General features: G+C 71.5%; 15 protein-coding genes. 9 read left to right on the plus strand and 6 right to left on the minus strand.

Annotated elements, in window-relative coordinates:
- Nucleotides 1–12: 12 nt before the first annotated feature.
- Together ACIA8X_RS15090 and ACIA8X_RS15095 are read right to left on the minus strand one after the other, a co-directional pair.
- Nucleotides 13–777, minus strand: a complete 765-nt coding sequence (locus tag ACIA8X_RS15090) for a crotonase/enoyl-CoA hydratase family protein (RefSeq protein WP_393445727.1) — start codon at nucleotides 775–777, stop codon at nucleotides 13–15.
- Nucleotides 778–823: 46 nt separating this feature from the next.
- Nucleotides 824–1789 (minus strand): YbhN family protein, encoded by a 966-nt coding sequence (locus ACIA8X_RS15095; RefSeq protein ID WP_393445725.1) that lies wholly within the window; start codon nucleotides 1787–1789, stop codon nucleotides 824–826.
- Nucleotides 1790–1963: 174 nt separating this feature from the next.
- Here ACIA8X_RS15095 and ACIA8X_RS15100 point away from each other — a divergent pair, with 174 nt between their 5' ends.
- The 3 genes from ACIA8X_RS15100 to ACIA8X_RS15110 all read left to right on the plus strand — a co-directional run bounded on the left by ACIA8X_RS15100 (nucleotide 1964) and on the right by ACIA8X_RS15110 (nucleotide 9601).
- Nucleotides 1964–3937 (plus strand): ABC transporter ATP-binding protein, encoded by a 1974-nt coding sequence (locus ACIA8X_RS15100; protein WP_399458457.1) that lies wholly within the window; start codon nucleotides 1964–1966, stop codon nucleotides 3935–3937.
- A gap of 94 nt (nucleotides 3938–4031) precedes the next feature.
- Nucleotides 4032–7955, plus strand: a complete 3924-nt coding sequence (locus ACIA8X_RS15105) for a glycoside hydrolase family 2 TIM barrel-domain containing protein (RefSeq protein ID WP_399458419.1) — start codon at nucleotides 4032–4034, stop codon at nucleotides 7953–7955.
- A gap of 221 nt (nucleotides 7956–8176) precedes the next feature.
- Nucleotides 8177–9601 carry a Gfo/Idh/MocA family protein gene (locus tag ACIA8X_RS15110; RefSeq protein WP_399458420.1) on the plus strand — a complete coding sequence of 475 codons (1425 nt, stop codon included), beginning with the start codon at nucleotides 8177–8179 and terminating at the stop codon, nucleotides 9599–9601.
- Nucleotides 9602–9648: 47 nt separating this feature from the next.
- Here ACIA8X_RS15110 and ACIA8X_RS15115 read toward each other — a convergent pair whose 3' ends face one another.
- On the minus strand, nucleotides 9649–10026 hold the full coding sequence (locus tag ACIA8X_RS15115; RefSeq protein ID WP_393445719.1) for a MerR family transcriptional regulator: 378 nt from the start codon (nucleotides 10024–10026) through the stop codon (nucleotides 9649–9651).
- A gap of 116 nt (nucleotides 10027–10142) precedes the next feature.
- Between ACIA8X_RS15115 and ACIA8X_RS15120 the strand changes: the two genes are divergently transcribed.
- Nucleotides 10143–11216 carry an alkene reductase gene (locus ACIA8X_RS15120; RefSeq protein ID WP_399458421.1) on the plus strand — a complete coding sequence of 358 codons (1074 nt, stop codon included), beginning with the start codon at nucleotides 10143–10145 and terminating at the stop codon, nucleotides 11214–11216.
- Nucleotides 11217–11240: 24 nt separating this feature from the next.
- Here the strand turns inward: ACIA8X_RS15120 and ACIA8X_RS15125 are convergent, their stop codons facing one another.
- A complete protein-coding gene (locus ACIA8X_RS15125; RefSeq protein ID WP_399458458.1) occupies nucleotides 11241–13124 on the minus strand; it encodes an ATP-binding cassette domain-containing protein in 1884 nt (627 codons plus the stop codon).
- A 409-nt stretch (nucleotides 13125–13533) separates the two neighbouring features.
- Between ACIA8X_RS15125 and ACIA8X_RS15130 the strand changes: the two genes are divergently transcribed.
- Nucleotides 13534–14949: a DEAD/DEAH box helicase gene (locus ACIA8X_RS15130; RefSeq protein WP_399458422.1), complete on the plus strand. Its 1416-nt coding sequence runs from the start codon at nucleotides 13534–13536 to the stop codon at nucleotides 14947–14949.
- An 80-nt stretch (nucleotides 14950–15029) separates the two neighbouring features.
- On the plus strand, nucleotides 15030–15272 hold the full coding sequence (locus ACIA8X_RS15135) for a DUF5302 domain-containing protein (protein WP_393445713.1): 243 nt from the start codon (nucleotides 15030–15032) through the stop codon (nucleotides 15270–15272).
- A gap of 172 nt (nucleotides 15273–15444) precedes the next feature.
- Here the strand turns inward: ACIA8X_RS15135 and ACIA8X_RS15140 are convergent, their stop codons facing one another.
- Complete coding sequence (locus ACIA8X_RS15140) at nucleotides 15445–16692, minus strand: MFS transporter (RefSeq protein WP_399458423.1); 1248 nt, start codon at nucleotides 16690–16692, stop codon at nucleotides 15445–15447.
- A 266-nt stretch (nucleotides 16693–16958) separates the two neighbouring features.
- Between ACIA8X_RS15140 and panD the strand changes: the two genes are divergently transcribed.
- The 3 genes from panD to ACIA8X_RS15155 are packed head-to-tail and all read left to right on the plus strand — an operon-like array spanning nucleotide 16959 to nucleotide 18418.
- Nucleotides 16959–17381, plus strand: coding sequence for an aspartate 1-decarboxylase (gene panD / locus ACIA8X_RS15145; RefSeq protein ID WP_362383386.1), 423 nt, complete (start codon nucleotides 16959–16961; stop codon nucleotides 17379–17381).
- A gap of 54 nt (nucleotides 17382–17435) precedes the next feature.
- Nucleotides 17436–17780 (plus strand): GNAT family N-acetyltransferase, encoded by a 345-nt coding sequence (locus ACIA8X_RS15150; RefSeq protein ID WP_393445708.1) that lies wholly within the window; start codon nucleotides 17436–17438, stop codon nucleotides 17778–17780.
- On the plus strand, nucleotides 17780–18418 hold the full coding sequence (locus ACIA8X_RS15155) for an aspartate/glutamate racemase family protein (RefSeq protein WP_399458424.1): 639 nt from the start codon (nucleotides 17780–17782) through the stop codon (nucleotides 18416–18418). The genes ACIA8X_RS15150 and ACIA8X_RS15155 overlap by 1 nt, the downstream gene beginning before the upstream one ends.
- Nucleotides 18419–19091: 673 nt before the next feature.
- Here the strand turns inward: ACIA8X_RS15155 and gndA are convergent.
- Nucleotides 19092–20531 (minus strand): NADP-dependent phosphogluconate dehydrogenase, encoded by a 1440-nt coding sequence (gene gndA / locus ACIA8X_RS15160; RefSeq protein ID WP_393445705.1) that lies wholly within the window; start codon nucleotides 20529–20531, stop codon nucleotides 19092–19094.
- Between the last annotated feature and the right edge of the window lie 26 nt (nucleotides 20532–20557).

Below are 20557 nucleotides of genomic sequence, written 5' to 3' on the forward strand. Positions count from 1 at the left end.
TCGCCCGTCGACTCAGAGGTCCCCGAACGACCCGTGCCGCCCCGCACCGGAGGCGAACCGGGCCGCGCCCTCCAGGCTCTGCGCCAGCACGCCCATGCCGTGCCGGAGTTCACCCCGCATCGCGGCCGTCTCGTCCAGCCCGTCCTGGTCGAGCACGGACGCCCGGTCGGCGCGCAGGCAGCCCTGCGGGAACCGTGCGATCACGGCGGCCAGCTCCTCCGCCTCGGCGCGGGCGCGTCCGGTCGGCACGACGCGGTTGGCGAGCCCCAAGTCGTAGGCCTCGCGTGCCTCGACCGGCCGCCCGGTCAGGATCATGTCCAAGGCGCGGCTCGTGCCGATCAGCCGGGGCAGCCGTACCGTGCCGCCGTCGATCAGCGGTACGCCCCAGCGGCGGCAGAACACCCCGAAGACGGCGTCCTCCTCGGCCACCCGCAGATCGCACCACAGTGCCAGCTCCAGGCCTCCGGCCACGGCGTGCCCGGCGACCGCGGCGATCACCGGCTTCGACAGCCGCAGCCGGGTCGGCCCCATCGGGCCGTCACCGTCCTCGGTGACCCGGTTGCCCCGCTCGCCGCCGAGCGCCTTGAGGTCGGCACCCGCGCAGAACGTGCCGCCCTCACCCCACAGCACCGCCACCCGCGCCTCGTCGTCCGCGTCGAACTCCCGGAAGGCGGTGGCGAGTTCGGCGGCCGTCGGGCCGTCGACCGCGTTGCGGACCTCGGGGCGGGAGAGGACGACGGTGGTGACGGGTCCCTGGCGCTCGACGCGGACCGGCATGGCGGGGGTCCTTTCGGTGGGTCGGACCCCGAACGTTACTGATCGGTCAGATGACCTTCCACCGCACCAGCGCCCCCAGCGTCAACGCCCCCGGCAGCAGCGGCAGCCACACCGTGATGATCCGGTACGCCAGCACCACCGCCGTGGCCACCGCGACCGGGCCGCCCGCCGCGACCAGGGCCACGATCAGCGCGGCGTCGACCGAGCCGAGGCCGCCCGGCGTGGGCACGAGGGCGACGGCGACGGTCGCCGCCAGATACGCGAGCGCCATGTGGGCCGGCGGCACATCCAGCCCCAGCGCGAGCCCGACCAGGACCAGCCCGGACGCCTGGAGCGCCGGAAAGGCCAGCGAGCCGCCCCACAGCGCCAGCGCCCGGGAGGGGCGGGTGTGCACCGAGCGGGCCTCGCCCAGCGCGGTGCGCAGGAACGACGTCACGGCGGCGCGCAGCCGTCGTACGAGTGCGAAGACGACCACGACCAGGACGGCCACCGCGCCGATGACCAGCAGCAGCGGGCCCCAGGCACCCTCCGGCAGGAGGGGCCCGAGTTGCAGCGCGTGCGGGAAGGCGATGAGCAGCGCGGCCAGCAGGCCGACCCGGGCCACGCTCTCCGCGAGCAGATACAGCGCCAGCGCGGCAGAGGAGCGGGCGAGCGGCAGCCCGCACACCGTCATGAAGCGCAGGTTGACCGCGCTCGCGCCGAGCCCCGTGGGCAGCAGGTGGTTGGCCGAGCCCGCCGCGAACTGCGTGACGAGCAGCCGCAGCTTGGGCAGCCGGTCGACCACGGCACCCTGCCGGGTCACCGCCGCCGCCACCCAGGTGAGGCAGGTGGCGCAGGCCGCGGCGAGCAGCCAGGGCCACTTGGCCGTCGCCATATGGCCGATGCCTTCGGCGAGCACGGCCCGGTGCCGCACCGCGACCACGACGACGAGGGCGAGCGGAAGCAGGACCAGTATCTGGCGGAGCGGGACGCGCCGGAGCAGGCGTCCCAGGGAGAGTCGTACCGCTGTCACATTCGGAGAGGTTCTCCGCGTTGCGCCAACGGCGGGTTGCGGCAGCGGAGACGGGGCCTTACGGACCGGCTGCGGACGACTGTCGATCTTCGCGAAGCCGACGATATCGCCGCCCCCACTGCCGCTGATGTTGACCTCAACAATGCTTGAGGTTCTACGGTCCCTCTCATGAGTATGGAGACCACAGCCTGGATGCAGCTCCAGAGCGTCATGCACGCCGAGCAGGAGCGCCGCCCCTTCGCCCGCGCGACGCTGCGCCGTATCGGCGCGTTCGCCCGCCCGCACCGCCGCAGGATCGCGCTCTTCGTCGTGCTCGGGGTGGTGACCGCGCTGCTCGCCGTCGCGACCCCCGTCCTGGCCGGACGCGTCGTCGACGCGATCGTGACGGGCGGCGACGAGGGCACCGTCGTCCGCCTCGCCCTGCTGATCGCCCTGATCGCGGTCGCCGAGGCGGCCCTCGGGATCCTCGCGAGGCGCCTGTCGGCGACTCTCGGCGAGGGTCTCATCCTCGATCTGCGGACGGCTGTGTTCGATCATGTGCAGCGCATGCCGGTCGCGTTCTTCACACGCACTCGTACGGGAGCGCTGGTCTCCCGTCTCAACAACGACGTGATCGGCGCCCAGCGCGCCTTCAGCAACACGCTGTCCGGAGTGGTCAGCAACCTCGTCACGCTGCTGCTCACCCTCGCCGTCATGCTCACCCTGTCCTGGCAGATCACCCTGCTGTCCCTCGTCCTGCTCCCGGTGTTCGTGATCCCGGCCCGGCGGATGGGCCACCGCATGGCCGGTATGCAGCGGGAGGCCGCCGCGCTCAACGCCGCGATGGGCACCCGCATGACCGAGCGCTTCTCGGCCCCCGGCGCCACGCTGATCAAGCTGTTCGGGCGTCCGGGGCAGGAGTCGGAGGAGTTCGCGGCCCGGGCCCGCCGGGTCGCCGACATCGGCGTACGGACGGCCACCGCCCAGTCGGTGTTCATCACCGCGCTCACCCTGGTGTCCGCGCTCGCCCTCGCCCTGGTCTACGGCCTCGGCGGCTGGTTCGCCCTGCGCGGCACGCTGGAGCCGGGCGCCGTCGTCTCGCTCGCTCTGCTGCTGACCCGTATGTACGCGCCGCTCACCGCGCTCGCCGGTGCCCGCGTCGAGGTCATGAGCGCCCTGGTCAGCTTCGAGCGCGTCTTCGAGGTGCTGGACCTCAAGCCGCTCATCGAGGAGAAGCCGGACGCGCGGCAGGTCCCCGAGGGCCCGGTGGCGGTCGAGTTCGAGAACGTCCGCTTCGGCTACCCCTCCGCCGACAAGGTCTCCCTCGCCTCCCTGGAGGAGGTGGCGTCCCTCGACACGCGCGGCGGCGCCGAGGTGCTGCACGGCGTCTCCTTCCGCGCCGAGCCGGGCCGGACCGTGGCGCTCGTCGGCTCGTCCGGCGCGGGCAAGTCGACCGTCGCCCAACTCCTCCCGCGGCTCTACGACGTCGACGAAGGTGCCGTACGCGTGGGCGGCGTCGACGTCCGCGATCTGGGCGCCGAGTCCCTGCGGGCCACCCTCGGCATGGTCACCCAGGACGGCCACCTCTTCCACGACACCGTCCGCGCCAACCTGCTGCTGGCCCGCCCCACCGCCACCGACGCCGAACTCTGGGACGCCCTGGGCCGCTCCCGCCTCGACGAACTCGTGCGGTCCCTGCCCGACGGCCTCGACACCGTGGTCGGCGAGCGCGGTTACCGGCTCTCCGGCGGCGAACGCCAGCGGATGACCATCGCCCGGCTGCTGCTGGCCCGCCAGCGCGTCGTCATCCTCGACGAGGCCACCGCCCACCTCGACAACACCTCGGAGGCCGCCGTCCAGGAGGCGCTCACCGAGGCGCTGGAGGGCAGGACGGCGGTCGTCATCGCCCACCGGCTGTCCACCGTGCGGGCGGCGGACCAGATCCTGGTGGTCGAGGCCGGCCGGATCGTGGAACGTGGCACGCACGAGGAGTTGCTGGCGGCCGAGGGACGCTACGCCGAGCTGTACCGGACACAGTTCAAGCAGCTGGATCCGGCCGAGCGGCGGGATTCGGCTGAGCAGCCGGATTCGGCCAAGGATGACGACCGTAGCCATCAGGAACACACAAACATCGACAACATCATTGCTTCACAGGTGTTCACAACCTAGTGTGCGTTCGGTTTCCCAACAGCACCGCACATGATCTGACGCTCCCTCAATGCCGTGCAGCGCCGCACCGTCGTCCCGAGGAAGGCCACCGTCGATGCCGCTCTCTCCCGTGCCCCCCGTCGGCCCGTCCCGCTCGCCGGGTATGCCGGTCAGCCGCCGCCGTCTGCTGGAGGGAGGAGCCGCCCTGCTCGGGGCGCTCGCCGTCTCCGGATCGTCCGCCACGGTGCACGCGGCCGACGGCGCCGGGGCGGCGGCCGGCACCCCGGAGTGGAACGGCAACATCGACGTCTTCCGGATCGGCACCCAGCCGCCGCACACCACCCTCATGCCGTACGCGGACGTCAGGCAGGCGCTGGACGCCGACCGCACCCGCTCGCCGTACCGGCTGAGCCTCGACGGCAAGTGGAAGTTCGCCTACGCGGACCGCCCCGACGACCGGGACGCCGACTTCCACCGCACCGACGTCGACGACAGCGACTGGGACACCATTCCCGTCCCCTCCGTCTGGCAGATGCACGGCTACGACCGCCCGATCTTCGTCAACATCACCTACCCCTGGTGGGGGCCGAACGGCCTCGGCGAGGAGGCGCAGCCCCCGGCCGCGCCCACCCGCTTCAACCCGGTCGGGCAGTACCGGCGTACCTTCACCGTGCCGCGCGGCTGGTCGGGGCGGCGCACCTTCCTGCACTTCGAGGGCGTCAAGTCCGCGCACTACGTGTGGATCAACGGGGAGTTGGTGGGGTACGCGGAGGACTCCTTCACCCCGGCCGAGTACGACATCACCCCGCACCTCAAGCCCGGCACCAACCAGATCGCCGTCGAGGTCTACCGCTTCTCCGACGGCGACTGGCTGGAGGACCAGGACATGATCCGGCTGAGCGGAATCTTCCGCTCGGTCTATCTCTACTCCACGCCCGAAGTCCGGCTGCGCGACTTCAAGCTGGACACCCCGCTCAGCGACGACTACACGGCCGCCGAACTGTCCGTCACCGCGAGCGTGCGCTCGTACGGCGGCGCGAGCGAGGGCGGCTACTCCGTCGAGACGCAGCTGTACGACTCCCGCGGCCACGCCGTCTGGTCCAGGCCCCTCCAGCAGGCCGTCGACCTCGCGTCCGCCCCCGCCGGTGAGGACGTGACCGTCCGGGCGAGCAGAGCCGTGCCCGAGCCGAAGCTGTGGTCCGCCGAGCACCCGAACCTCTACACCGCCGTGCTGCGGCTGCGCGACCCGGCCGGGAAGGTCATCGAGACCCTCTCGCACCGCGTCGGCCTGCGCGAGTTCGCGCTCAAGGACGGCCTGATGCGGATCAACGGGCAGCCCGTGTCCTTCCGCGGCGCCAACCGGCACGAGATGCACCCCGACAGCGGCATGGCACTCACCCGCGCGCACATGGTCACGGACATCGAGATCATCAAGCGGATGAACATGAACTCCGTCCGCACCTCGCACTACCCCAACAACCCGATCTGGTACGAACTCGCGGACGAGTACGGCCTCTACCTCGTCGACGAGACCAACCTGGAGACCCACGGCATCCGCGGCGAGTACCCCGGCAACCACGCCGACTGGACCAAGGCCTGCGTGGCCCGCGCCCAGAGCATGGTCCACCGCGACAAGAACCACGCCTCGGTGGTCATCTGGTCGCTCGGCAACGAGGCGGGCGGCGGCAGCACCTTCGTCGCCATGCACGACTGGATCAAGTCCTACGACACGACGCGCGTCATCCAGTACGAGGGCGACGACCGGCCGACCATCAGCGACATCCGCTCGGAGATGTACGACAGCCCGTCCCGCGTCGAGCAGCGCGCGAAGGACGCAGCCGACACCCGGCCGTACGTCATGATCGAGTACGCGCACGCGATGGGGAACTCGAACGGCAACCTCAGGAAATACTGGGACCTCGTCCGCGGCTACGACGTCCTCCAGGGCGGCTGGATCTGGGACTTCGTCGACCAGTCGCTGAGCTGGCCCGTGCCCGCGCGCACGTTTCTCACCGAGTCGGGGCCGGGCGGCCTGCGCGGCGAGGTCCTCACCGCGAGCGGCACCTTCGACCGTGCCAAGGGTGTCTCCGGCGCCACCGTCTTCCCCCGCGACGAGCGCCTCGACCTCACCGGCTCGCTCACCCTGGAAGCCTGGGTCACCCCGCACTACACCGGCTACCACCAGCCGATTCTCGCCAAGGGCGACACCCAGTACGCCCTGAAGCAGTCCGACGGCACCCTGGAGTTCTTCATCTACGGCGGCGGCCAGTGGATCACCGCCAACTGGGCCCTCCCGGCCGACTGGACCGGCAGCGAGCACCACATCGCCGGTGTCTTCGACGCGGACGCGGGCACACTGACCCTCTACGTCGACGGCGCGGTGAAGGCCACCCGCACCACCACGCGCAGGCCCGCCTCCAACACCGCGCCCCTCGCCCTCGCCACCGACGTGGACAACACCACCCGGGAGTTCAGCGGCACGATCCGCCGGGCACATGTGTACGCCCGTGCGCTGAGCGCCGACGAGCTCGACTCCGGCGGCCGCGGCCCCGCCGACGAGGGCGTACGGTTCTGGTTCGACGCGGCCACCGCCGGTGTCACGGAGAAGCGGCCCCGCGCGAAGACGTTCTTCCCTTACGGCGGCGACTGGGGCGACAACCCCAACGACGGCACCTCCAACGCCGACGGCATCGTCACCGCCGACCGCCGCCACACCGGCAAGGCGGCCGAGATCAAGCAGATCTACCAGGCCGTCAACGCCGCACCGGCCTCGGGCGATTCACTGACCGCCGACGCGGCCATCACCCTCACCAACGAGTACCTGTTCACCAACCTCCGTGAGTTCGACGGCCGTTGGGCGCTGGTCGCCGACGGTGAGGTGGTGCGGCGCGGCAAGCTGAGCCGCGCCCAGCTGGACGTCCCGCCGCTCGGCAGCAAGGACATCACCGTGCCGGTGAAGCTGCCGGACGACCCGGCACCGGGCGCCGAGTACTTCCTCCAACTGTCCTTCACCACCAAGGAATCCACCCCCTGGGCGAAGGCCGGCTTCGAGGTGGCCAAGCAGCAACTCGCCGTCGACGCGGGCGGTCCGGCCGTGACACCGGCGCCGCTGGACAGCGTCCCGGCGCTGACGTTCGAGGACACCGCCGCGGCGGTGACCGTCACCGGTCAGGCCTTCTCCGTCACCGTCGAGAAGAAGAGCGGCGTCATCACCTCGTACCAGGCCTCCGGCAAGCGGCTCATCACCTCCGGACCGGTGCCGAACTTCTGGCGGGCGCCCACCGAGAACGACCGCGGCAACGGCCAGCACACCCGCAACCAGACCTGGCGCGACGCGGGCACCGGCCGCAAGGTGGCCGCCGTGGCGGTGCGCGCCCTGCGCGACAAGGCGGTGGAGATCAAGGTCAGCGGCACGCTGCCGACCTCCGTCGAGTCGACGTACACCACCACCTACACGGTGTTCGGCAACGGCGAGATCAAGGTCGACAACACCCTGCGCCCCGGTGCCGCGTCCCTGCCATACATCCCGGAGGTCGGCACGCTGCTGTGCCTGCCCGGACGTTTCGAGCGGCTGCGGTACTACGGCCGCGGGCCCGAGGAGAACTACGTCGACCGCAACGACGCCACCGACGTGGGCGTGTACTCCGGGACCGTCTCCGAGCAGTGGACCCCGTACATCCGCCCGCAGGAGAACGGCAACAAGACCGACGTCCGCTGGATCGCCCTCACCGACGCCGGCGGCACCGGTCTCCTCGTCTCCGGCGAACCCCTGCTGGAGGTCAACGCCTCCCACTTCACCCCGGAGGACCTGTCGTCCGGCGTCCGCCACGACTACCAGCTCACCCCGCGCGACGAGGTCGTCCTGCGCGTCAACCACCGCCAGATGGGCCTGGGCGGCGACAACAGCTGGGGCGCCCACACCCACGACGAGTACAAGCTGTTCGCGAGCCGCGACTACTCGTACACGTACCGGCTGCGCCCGCTGACCGACGTGGACGAGGCGATGGCGGCGTCGCGGAGGCCGACGGCGGTGGAGTGATCCCCGCATGACTCTCGGGGTGTGCCCGGCGCGGCACGCCACTCCTCGACGGATGATCCGTCAGCAATCTGCTGATGCTTGATCGTGCTCGGAACTCCCCTCTATCGAGCACATATTGACATGCGCGGTCGGAGCCCCCAGAGTCATGCCCCGAAAGTCCCCGCTGTCCCGACAGTGCACCGGCAGTGATGCAAGCCACCCCATCGAGGAGTGTTGCCGTCATGTCCGAAATACCCGCTGTCTCACGCCGACTGCTCCTGGGCGGAGCCGTCGCCACCGGCGCGCTCGCGGCCGGGATGACCGCGGCGGCTCCGGCCGTGTCCGCCGCGACCGAGCAGGCGCCCCGCCGCCGCCCCGGGCAGAAGTCGATGATCGGCGTGCCGTTCGAGGTCCACAGAACCGTCCGCGTCGGAGTCATCGGCCTGGGCAACCGCGGCGGAGGCATGGTCGCGGGCTGGGCGGCCGTGCCCGGCTGCACCGTGACCGCCGTCTGCGACATCCGCGCCGACCGCGCGCGAAGCGCCGCCGACCGGCTGGTGAGCAAGGGCGAGCCCCGACCCGCCGAATACGGCGGATCAGCCGACTCCTACGCCAAGATGCTCCGGCGCGACGACATCGACCTGGTGTACGTCGCCACGCCCTGGGAGTTCCACCACGAACACGGCAGAGCCGCGCTGTTGAGCGGCAGACACGCCGTGGTGGAGCTCCCCGTCGCGACGGAACTGCGCCAGCTGTGGGACCTGGTCGACACCTCCGAGCGCACCCGCAGGCACCTGCTCCTCGCCGAGAACTGCAGCTACGGGCGCAACGAACTGGCCATGCTGAGGATGGCGCACGCCGGCCTGTTCGGAGACATCACCAACGGCCATGGCGGCTACCTCCACGACCTGCGTGAACTCCTCTTCTCCGACACCTACTACACCGACTCCTGGCGGCGCCTGTGGCACACCCGCAGCACCGCGTCCCTCTACCCCATGCACGGGCTGGCCCCCATCGCGGCGGCCATGGACGTCAACCGCGGCGACCGGATGACCACCCTGAGCGCCACCGCGACCGCCCCGAAGGGACTGGCCGACTACCGCGAGCGCTTCATCCCCCGGGACCACCCGTCCTGGAAGGAGACGTACATCAACGGTGACCTGGTCACCTGCCTCATCGAGACCGCGCAGGGCAGGATCATCCGGGCCGAGCACGAGGTGAGTTCGCCCAGGCCGTACAGCAGGATCAACACCCTCGCCGGCAGCCGCGGAATCGTCGAGGACTACGCCGGTCCCACCCCGACCGGCGCACGCGTCTACCTGGAACCGGACCACGCCGGCCACTCCTGGCGAGACTTCGCCGACTACCGCAAGGAGTACGACCACTGGCTGTGGCGGAAGGTCGGCGACGACGCCGCGAACAACGGCGGTCACGGGGGCATGGACTACGTCCTGCAGTGGCGCACCGTCCAGCTGATGCGCGCCGGCCTGGTGCCCGACATCGACGTGTACGACTCGGCCGCCTGGTGCTCGGCGGTCCCGCTGAGCGCCGCGTCCCTTGCGAGGGGCGGCCGCCCGGTCGAGATCCCGGACTTCACCCGCGGCGCCTGGGCGGGCAAACGACCCGGACTCGACTCCAGCCCCACGGACATGCCGCCCGTCGGCTGACCCGGGTCCGGTCGAGCCCAAGGTTCAGGGGCGGGAGCGTCGTCGGGTCACCCCGGCACCGTCGGCCTCAGGCTCGCGCGGTGCGCCCGATTCGTGGCCATCAGCCGGTCGAGCGCCTCCCGGGTACGTACGAGGTCCTCGATGTGCTCGGAGAGGCGGTCCCGCTCCTCGGCCATCCGTTCCAGCGCGGCGTCGGACGTGGCCTCGCTGGGTGAGTCCACGCACGGCAGCAGTTCGGCGATCGTCCGGCTGGACAGACCCGCGGTGTACATCCGCTGGAGGAACGCGACCCGCTCGACGTGGGCCTCCGTGTAGTGCCGCTGCCCGCTCGCGCTGCGGGCGCTCGTGAGCAGGCCCTGTTCCTCGTAGTAGCGCAGGGACCGGACGCTGACTCCGGCCCGTGCCGCCAGCTCGCCGATACGCATGCCGCCCTCCCCGTTGTGATCCGGAGCACAACCCTTGCCTCTGACGTCAATGTCAGGTTTTAGCGTAACCGTCGTGCCCGGGACGCGGGCACGACGGTTCACGAAGGAGACATGACGTGACGACCCTCTTCTCCGGTTACCGGCTTGGCGAACTCGCGTTGCCCAACCGCGTGGTGATGGCGCCGATGTCGCGGGTACGAGCCGCCGCGGGCGGTCTGGCGACGCCGTCCATGGCGCGCTACTACGCCCAGCGGGCCACGGCCGGGCTGATCGTCGCCGAGGGCGTGCAGCCGAGCCTGATCGGCCAGTCCAACCCCGGCACTCCGGGGCTGTACACCGACGAGCAGGTGGCCGCATGGCGCCCGGTGACCGACGCGGTGCACACCAACGGCGGCCGGATCTTCGCCCAGATCATGCACGGCGGACGCGTCTCGCACCCCGACACCACCGGGCTGCGGCCCGTCGGGCCCTCGGCCGTCCCGGCCGTCGGCGAGGTGTTCACGCCCAACGGCCCGCAGCCCGCGCCGACTCCGCGCGCCCTGGACACCGCCGAGGTGCCCGACCACGCCCAGTCCTACGCGGATGCCGCGCGCCGGGCCGTCGACGCCGGCTTCGACGGAGTGGAACTCCACGGCGCCAACGGCTACCTGATCTCGCAGTTCCTCTCCTCCAACGCCAACCTGCGCACGGACCGCTACGGAGGCCCGGTGACCAACCGGATCCGCTTCGCCGTCGAGGCGGCGACCGCCACCGCCGAGGCCATCGGCGCGGAGCGGACCGGGATCCGGCTCTCGCCCGGGGGCCCCTTCTGGGGCATCGAGGAGACCGACATCGCCGAGCTCTACACCGCGCTCCTGACCGAACTGTCCCGGCTCGGCCTGGCCTACGTTCACCTGGAGGCCACGACGGACGAAGAGACCCTCCTCGGTCTACGCCGGACCTGGCCCGGCACCCTCGTGATGAACCCGGTCCTGCCGCTGGGCCCCAAGCAGACCGGCCGCGCCGACGCGGACCACTGGCTCGGCCTCGGCGCCGACCTCATCAGCTTCGGCCGCGCCTTCCTCGCCAACCCCGACCTGGTGGAACGCCTGCGCGCCGATCTCCCGCTCGCTCCCGGCGACGAGGCCACGTACTTCGAGGGCGGCGACGACGGCTATCTCACCTACTCGGCGTACCAGTACTCGGCGTGATCAGCTCACGCTCGTACCCGGGCGTCACCGGTCCTGAGCCAGAGCGACGAGCTCCGCGAACAGACCCCCGCCGCCGGCCAGGTCGTCGTACGTGCCCTGTTCGATGACGCGGCCCTTGTCCATCACCAGGATGCGGTCGGCGAGCCTGGTGTTCTCGAGCTGGTGGGTGACGACGATGGTCATGCGCTCGGCGGCGATCCGCTTGATCTCCAGGAAAATGGCGTGCTCGCCACGCGCGTCCATCTGCGAGGTCGGCTCGTCCAGGATCAGCAGCGGGGTCTGCCGGTAGAGCGCGCGGCCGCACACCAGGCGTTGCCACTGCCCGCCGGACAACTCGGCCCCGCCCCACAGTTCTTTGGCGAGGAGAGTGTCCAGTTGCTGGGGCAGTTTCTCGATCGCCTCGCGCATACCGACGGCGTCGACGACGTCCCACACCGGTGCGTCGTCGTACGTCCGTGGCTGGCCCAGAGTGATGTTCTCGCGTGCGCGCAGGGGCCAGCAGGCGAAGTTCTGGGGGACCAGCGCGGTGCGCTTCCACACGGCGTCGGGATCGGCGTGCGCGAGGTCGGTGCCGTCCCACCGGACGCGGCCCTTGTCGGCGAGCAGGATGCCGGTGATGAGTTTGGCCAGGGTCGACTTGCCGGAGCCGTTCTCGCCGACGATGGCGAGGATCTCGCCGCGGCGCAGGGTGAGCGAAACGCTCGCGACGGCGGGTTCTTCCTTGCCGGGGTACTGGTACACGACCTCGTCGAGACGGATCTCGTCCACGCGTTCAGGGATGGTCGACTCGCCGCGCCTGGGGGCGCGTTCACCGGCCATGTCGAGGAAGGAGCGCATGTCGGCCAGGTAGAGCGAGGTGTGGAACATGGCGGCGCCGTGGATGACGAACTGGGAGAGCGCGGCCAGTGTGCTCTGGACGGCGACCACGGCGGTGGCAGCGACGGGCAGGGCGACCCGGCCGGTCGTGGCCAGCCAGGCGAGGGTGGCCCAGGTGCCCAGCAGGAAGACGCCGCCCAGGGCGTTGGTGGTCAGCGTGATGCGGAGCATACGTGGGGCGGCGGTCAGGGTGCGCTGGTCGATCCGGTCGGACAGGGCGCGGTACCAGTAGGTGAGATAGCTCGTCATGCCGTTGGCGCGGACCTCGTCGCCGAAGCGGGAGTAGGTCGCCCACCAGCGCATCATCGACCTGACGTTCCTGTCACCGACGTTGAGATAGTGGGTCTCGTAGTCGACCCGTGCCGACAGGACGGCCCCGGCGCCGGCCGGGAGGACCGCCAGCAGGAGAAGGGGCAGCATCAACGGGTGCAGCGTGGTGATGACTCCGCTCGCGGCGATCATGCGGATCAGGGCGGACATGTACCGCTGGGCGTCCTGCACCATCAGCCGGGTCCGGGTGACGCCGATCTCGGCGGCCTCCTGCCGGTCGGCGAACCCGTCCTCGCCGTACGCGCTCGACTCGACGCGGCATACGGCGGTCACGAGCGCGATGTCCGCCTCGCTCGTCAGGAGGGGCGTGATGCGACCGTCGGCGTAGGAGGACAGGGCGCTGCTGATGCGGCCGACGGCTGCGGCCGCCGTCACGATGATCAGGGCGGGAAGGGCTGCGTGCAGGCGTTCGGGCACGGTGCCGTTGCCGAGGATGTGGGTCATCGCCTGTGCCGTGAACGCCAGGACGACAGCGGCCGCGATGCCGGTCAGCGCCTGGCAGACGAGGAGCAGTAGGACGCCGGTCCGGTCGACGGCCCAGGCCATCCGCGCGGTGTGGCCGAGCACGGCGGGAAGGCGTCGGCACATGGCTCCGAAACTGGCGTCTGCGAGCGGGTTCTTCCCGAACTTGCCCTCGAAGTTGATGGTGGCCGGAGGCGGAGGGGGCGGTGTTTCCGCGCTATTGGTCGAGGCGTCAGTCACTGTCACCGGGATCCCTCCTGGGGTCGGGTGCCGCACCTGGATGGCTCGGCGGTGCACGGCATAACGACGTGACGCGCGAATCGAACGCACTCGATTCCGGACGTGTGCGATCCCGGACACAGCAAGGGCTCGAACGCGTAGACGCGGTGCTGGGGCGGTCGGCGAACGCCCTGGGTTGGCCGAATCGCCGTTGCCTGAAACGCGAGTGACGGCCGTCACGATCTCGCCGTGCGTGAGCCCCGATGTGGGTGGGGCGATCGCTACCACGGCGCGATGAAATGCCCTGTGTTAGTGTCATGCGTTTGCGTGGTCGTCGCGGTGGGCGATCTGCCTGTTCGGTTCCGCTGGTGCGTGGGCTGTCCAATCCTGCCGGGCCTTCCTCGGTACGTCCCCCTGCGGAAGGCTGTTCATGAAGCATCCCGACGACTCCGGCATCGCTCACGGCGGTCCCGCCCAGTCAGAGGCCACGACTCCGGCGCTGCCCCCGGCCGTCTCCTTCGCCGGCTTGGCACTGCCGGTGGAGGTGCTGCGGACACTGAGCGAACTCGGGGTACGCGAACCCTTTCCGATCCAGGCCGCCACACTGCCTGATGCCCTGAAGGGGCGCGACGTCCTGGGGCGCGGACGCACCGGATCGGGCAAGACGCTCGCCTTCGGCCTGCCGCTGCTGACACGTACGGCCGGGCGGCGCGCCGAACCGAAGCAGCCCCACGCTCTGATCCTCGTGCCCACCCGGGAGCTGGCCCAACAGGTCACCCAGGCGCTGGCGCCGTACGCCGAGGCATTGCGGCTGCGGATGGTCACGGTCGTCGGCGGCATGTCGATCGGCCGGCAGGTCGCCGCGCTGCGCCAGGGAGCCGAGGTGGTCGTCGCCACCCCCGGACGCCTGCACGACCTGATCGAGCGCAACGCCTGCCGCCTGGGACGGGTAAGGATCACCGTGCTGGACGAGGCCGACCAGATGTGCGACTTGGGATTTCTGCCGCAGGTCGCCGACGCGCTCGACCAGGTGCACCCCGACGGTCAGCGGATGCTCTTCTCGGCCACTCTGGACAGCGACGTCGATCAGCTGGTCCGCCGCTACCTCCACGACCCCGTCGTCCACTCGGTCGACCCGTCCGCGGGCACGGTCTCGACGATGGAACACCACGTTCTGGTCGTCCACGGCCCTGACCGCTACGCCGTCACCACGGAGATCGCCGCCCGCGACGGCCGCGTACTGCTGTTCCTCGACACCAAGCACGCCGTCGACCAGCTCACCCGGCATCTGCGGGCCAGCGGGGTGCACGCCGGGGCCCTGCACAGCGGCAAGTCCCAGCCACAGCGCACACGGACCCTGGCGCAGTTCAAGAACGGCCAGATCACCGCTTTGGTGGCGACCGATGTCGCGGCCCGTGGCCTGCACGTCGACGACCTCGATCTCGTGGTCAACGTCGACCCGCCCACCGACCCCAAGGACTACGTGCACCGGGCCGGCCGCACCGCCCGCGCCGGTGAGTCCGGCACCGTGGTCACGCTCGTGCTGTCGGGCCAGCGCCGTGAGACGAGCCGCATGATGGCCGGGGCCGGCATCGAGCCGACCGTCACCAAGGTGCGCTCGGGCGAGGCGGAGCTGAGCCGGATCACCGGCGCCAAGGCTCCCTCCGGCACCCCGCTCGACGGCGGGCCCGCCGTCCCTCGACCCAAGAACGGCAACGCTCCCTTCCGCGGCCTCGGCACGAGCAAGGACACCTCCCGCGGCGCCGGCGGTAAGTCCCGAAAGGCCGGCGAGGCCCGCAAGCTCGCCGAGGCCCGCAAGGCCGCCCAGGTGCGTCGCAACGGCTGAGAGCATGATGTTGCCGGCGCTCAGCACTGCGCCCGGCATGACAAGCTGTGCTGGCCCACCCCCGAACCCAGGAGGTCACCATGACCGCAGAGCCCGTCACTACGGAAGGTTCGGAGCCGGCTGACCCCGAGACGTCCCCTCTGGCGCCGGACAGCGAAGGCAACTACGACCTCAAGCGCAAGTTCCGTGAAGCCCTGGCGCGCAAGCGCGGTGCGCAGGCGGACGCGGCCGACGTTGCCGCCAACCCGGATGCGTCGAAGGTGCGTGCGGCGCACGGTCCGGCTGCGAGCCAGCGGTCGTTCAGGCGTAAGAGCGGCGGCTGAGTCGATCAGTCCCGCGGTCCGGCCGCTTTACCGGCACCCTGCGCGCTGACCACGCGCGCGCCCGGTGCCGTGGCCCGCAACGTGCGCATGTCCGTGTGCGCGTTGCGGGCGAGGCATAGTCGGCGGTCTCGCCTGTGGGAGCGCCCAACTGCGGCCCGGACCCGAGTCGAGCTCAGCGCGGCACCGGATCTTCGGAGGCGGGCAGCGGTTCTGCGGTCTTCGGGACCAGCGCGCGGATGGAGGGGGTGGCCACCATGGCGAGGGTGGCGAGGAGGATGAGCGCGGCGGCCGCGTAGAGGGTGGCGTGCAGGCCGAGGAGAAGCACGGCGGGGCCGGCGGCGAACTGGGCGAGCGGGAGCGCGAGGTAGGAGCCGAGGTCGTCGTAGGCGTAGACGCGGGCCAGGCGGTCCTCGGGGATCTGCTCGTTGAGGGTCGAGTACCAGGCGACGCCGGCCTGCTCGATACCCACGCCCGCCACGAAGTTGGCCACGACCAGCGCCCAGGTGTAAGGGGCGAGCGCGAGCAGCAGCGGGATCATCGCCGTCAGGCTCATCAGCGCGCAGCCGACCAGGATCGCGCGCCGGGGCCGCCAGTGCAGCGACAGTACGCCGCCGGCGACCGCGCCTAGCGAGCCCGCGGCGACGGCAAGGCCCCAGCCGGTGCGGCCGATACCGGTGCTGTCGGCGACGGCCGGGCCGAGGACGGTGAACGAGGCGGTGATGCCTGCGTTGAGGAAGCAGAAGGCCACCACGATCACCCACACCCAGGTGCGGGAGGTGAACTCCCGCCAGCCGACGCGGAGTTCATGCACGACGCCGGGGCTGGGCGCGGGCGGCGCGACCTGGACGCGGACCAGCGCGAAGGACGCGGCGGCGAGCGCGAAGCTGAGCGCGTCGACGGCCAGGCCCCAGCCGGGGCCGACCGCGGCGACCAGTACGCCGCCCAGCGAGGCGCCCACGATCGTCGCGCTGCTGCCCGCGATCCGGGAGAGCGCGAGGGCGGCGCGGCGGGATTCGGCCGGCACGGTCTGGGGCAGCAGGGCCTGGGCGGCGGGCTGGTAGCAGGAACTTGACGCCCCGTTGACCGCGGCGAGCGCCATGAGCAGGGGGATGGCGGCGCTGTGGGTGAGGACCAGGGCGGCGATCACCGCCTGGCTCGCGGCGCTGACCACGCTGCTGCCGACCAGCAGCGGACCGCGCGGCAGCCGGTCCGCCAGCACTCCGCCGTACAGCAGGAAGAGGATGCTGGTGAGGGAGTGGGCGCCGACCACCAACCCGAGCGAGCCGACCGAGCCAGTGGCGTCGAGCACGGCGAAGGCCAGGGCGATCGGCGCCACCCCGTTGCCGAGCAGATTGGCCGTCGTACCGATGAAGAGGTGACGGAACGGGCGGTGGCGCAAAGGCGCCAGGGCGGCAGGCATGCGCCTGATCGTCGGAGCTGGGCGGGGCGCCGGTCAACGAGTTATAGGACTGGCACCGGGCCAGGTGTGCGGCTGCCCGCACCGAGGGCATCGCCGACCCGTTCGAACAGTTCACCGACGTCCAGGCCAAGGTCGACGACGGCCACCGCGGGCTGGACAAGCAGCTCCCCGACCAGGCCCAGGCCCTGCCGCCGCATGCCGTTGTACAGTGAGGCACGCCTTTGACCTGCGCCAAGCAGGCAGGGAGCCGTCTTCCAGGAGTCCAAATGCTGCGTACTCTGTTCAAGTCCAAGATCCACCGCGCCACCGTCACCCAGGCCGACCTGCACTACGTGGGATCGGTGACCATCGACGCGGATCTGCTCGACGCCGCCGACCTGCTGCCCGGCGAGCTCGTCCACATCGTGGACATCACCAACGGCGCCCGTCTGGAGACCTACGTCATCGAGGGTGAGCGCGGCTCCGGGGTCATCGGGATCAACGGCGCCGCCGCCCATCTCGTCCACCCCGGCGACCTGGTGATCATCATCAGCTACGCTCAGATGACCGACGCCGAGGCGCGGGAGTTCGAGCCGCGGGTCGTGCACGTGGACGGCGCCAACCGCATCGTGGCGCTGGGCGCAGATCCGTCCGAGCCGGTGCCGGGTTCCGACCAGGAGCGCAGCCCGCAGGCCGTGCCGGTGGCCTGACGGCACTCCGCCCCGAGCGCGAACGAACAACGGAAGACCGCCCAGGAGGGTGCCATGAGCGAGACAGAGATCCGCGACGACCGGGCGGCGGGCCGCCTGGAGGCCCTCCAAGGCGGCGAAGTCACCGGCCACATCGAGTACTTCGTCCTCGAAGCGCCGGCCCGCGCTCTCGTCCCGGTCCACACCATCGTCGAACCGGCCCACGAGGGGAAGGGCGTCGCGGGCTCCCTTGCACGCGAGCTGTACGGCATGGCGGCGCGCGAGGGAGTCGTCGTGGCGCCGCTGTGCCCGTACGTCGTGAAGTGGGCCGAACGCCACCCCGACGAGGCCCCGGCGGCCGCCCCCGCCCTGCTGGCGGCGGCCGAGGACTGGCTGAGGGCACACCCCGGGCGATTCTGATGCTGGCCCTCCTGCACACCTCACCGCTGCACATCCCGGTCTTCGAGGCCCTTCGCCAGGAGCACCACCCCGACCTGGAACTACGGCACTTCGTCGACGGGGAACTACTGGCCCGGGCCCGCCGCGAGGGGCCCGAAGCCGTCGCGGACGACGTCCGCAAGGAGCTGCACAGGGCCGTCGCCGAGGGGGCGCGGGCCGTGCTGTGCACCTGCTCGACCATCGGCGGCGTCGCGGAGGTGGCCGCCGCCGAGGCCGGGGTGCCGGTGCTGCGCGTCGACCGCCCGATGGCGTCGGCCGCGGTGGCCGAGGGGGAGCGCGTCGTCGTCCTCGCCACGGTGGAGAGCACGCTCGGTCCGACGGCCTCCTTGATCGAGGACGAGGCCCGGCGTACGGGACGACCGGTGGAGGTGCGGGCGCGCCTCGTCGCGGGCGCGTGGGAGCGCTTCGACGCGGGTGACGTCGACGGTTGCGCCCGGCTGGTGGCAGCCACCGCGGACGAGGTCACGGACGCCGACGCGATCGTCCTCGCCCAGGTCTCCATCGCCCCGGCCCAGCAGCTGGTCACGACACAGGTGCCCGTACTGTCCAGCCCTCGCCCGGGGCTGGCTGCGGGAGCGCGGGCGGCGCACCCGAGGTAGGCCCACCTGGGCCTCGGCATTGACGCGGGTGAGTGACTGGCGGCGCGGCCGTCGGGTACGCGGGGGAGTAGTCCAGAGCCGACGCGCACCGATTGGCTGGAGGACGCCATGACGAACCCGTTCCCGGACCCCGTCTCCCCGGGGCCGACGCCGGGCCCGGATCCGCAGCCCCCGGAGCCTCATCCGGTCCCGCCCCCGGAGCCACCGCCGACCCCCGAGCCACCCCCCACGCCGGTCCCGCCCATGCCTCCGGCCCCGGGACCGCCCCCGCCGTCACCCCCGGGCCCGACCCCGACACCGCCCCCACCACCGGGTCCGACGCCGACCCCGCCACCGGGTCCGACCCCTCCCCCGGAACCCTCCCCGTCCCCGATCCCGCCCGGCCCGGATCCGGTGCCGAACCCCGAACCCGGTCCGCCGCTCACCTGACGTGAGGGCTGTCTGCCATGGCCCTCACGCATCCGGACAGCACGCCGCCCCGCGCCCAGGTGAAGGACCGGGCACGGGGCGGTCGACAGGACGGACCGGACAGGTCCTGAGCGGCCTGCCGAATTCCGGTGCGGTACCACGCCCCGTAAGGGGCGCGGGGCTGTATCGATGTGCGGCTCCGCCGCGTGGGCGCGGCCGGCCCCCACCGGCCCGCAGCCTCATCACCGCACTTCCAGCGGAGCGCTCAGGCGGAGACCTCCGAGCGGTCCCCGCCCCACAGCGTGTGGAACGAGCCGTCCCGGTCGGTGCGCCGGTAGGTGTGCGCTCCGAAGAAGTCCCGCTGCCCCTGCGTCAGCGCTGCGGGGAGCCGCTCGGCGCGCAGGGCGTCGTAGTAGGCGAGGGCCGCCGCGAAGCCCGGCGTGGGCACACCCTGCCGCGTCGCCGCGATGATCACCTCACGCCAGTCGTCCTGCGCGTCGGCGATCTCCCGGGCGAACGTCTCGTCGGACAGCAGGCTCGGCAGGTCGGCCCGCGTGTCGTAGGCGGCACGGATGCGGTCGAGGAAGGCCGCGCGGATGATGCAGCCGCCGCGCCAGATCGCGGAGACGGCGCCCAGGTCGATGTCCCAGTCGTATTCCTCGCGGGCGGCCGCGATCTCGTGGAAGCCCTGCGTGTAGGACACGATCTTCGAGGCGTACAGCGCCTGCTCGACCCGGTCCGCGAAGGCCGCGGCCTCCGACTCGCTCAGTGGGGACGCCTTGGGCCCGGCCAGCCCGCGGGACGCATCCCGCAGTGCCGCGTGCCCGGACAGGGAGCGGGCGAAGACCGCCTCCGCGATGCCGGACACCGGCACGCCCAGGTCCAGCGCGATCTGCACGGTCCAGCGGCCCGTGCCCTTCTGCTCGGCCTGGTCGACCACCACGTCCACGAACGGCTTGCCCGTCGCCGCGTCCACGTGCGACAGCACCTCGGCGGTGATCTCGATCAGGTAGGAGTCCAGCCGGCCCGTGTTCCAGGTCCGGAAGATCTCGGCGATCTGCGCGGGCTCGTACCCGGCGACATCCCGCAGCAGCTGGTACGCCTCGCCGATGAGCTGCATGTCGGCGTACTCGATGCCGTTGTGCACCATCTTCACGAAGTGCCCGGCACCGTCCGGACCGACGTGCGTCACACAGGGCGCCCCGTCCGCCGCCTTCGCCGAGATCTTCTCCAGCATCGGGCCCAGCGAGTCGTACGACTCCTTCGGGCCGCCCGGCATGATGCTCGGCCCGAGCAGCGCGCCCTCCTCGCCGCCGGAGACGCCCATGCCGACGAAGTGGATGCCCTGCTCGCGCAGGTCGCGCTCGCGGCGCCGGGTGTCGGCGAAGTGCGCGTTGCCGCCGTCGATGATCATGTCGCCGGGCTCCAGCAGCGGCGCGAACTCCTGGATCACCGCGTCGGTCGGCTCACCGGCCTTCACCATGATGACCAGCCGCCGCGGGCGCTCCAGCGCCGCCACGAAGTCCTTGGCGGTCTCGGCCGCGATGAAGTCGCCCTCGCTCCCGAACTCCTCCACCAGCGCGTGCGTGCGTGCCGACGTCCGGTTGTGCACCGCGACCGTGTATCCGTTGCGGGCGAAGTTACGGGCGAGATTGCGGCCCATGACCGCGAGACCCGTGACGCCGATCTGCGCCGAAGTGCTCATGCGTTGGCTCCTAGTGACCTCGATAT

This window comes from Streptomyces sp. NPDC051738 (assembly GCF_044453205.1).
Classification (GTDB): Bacteria; Actinomycetota; Actinomycetes; order Streptomycetales; family Streptomycetaceae; genus Streptomyces.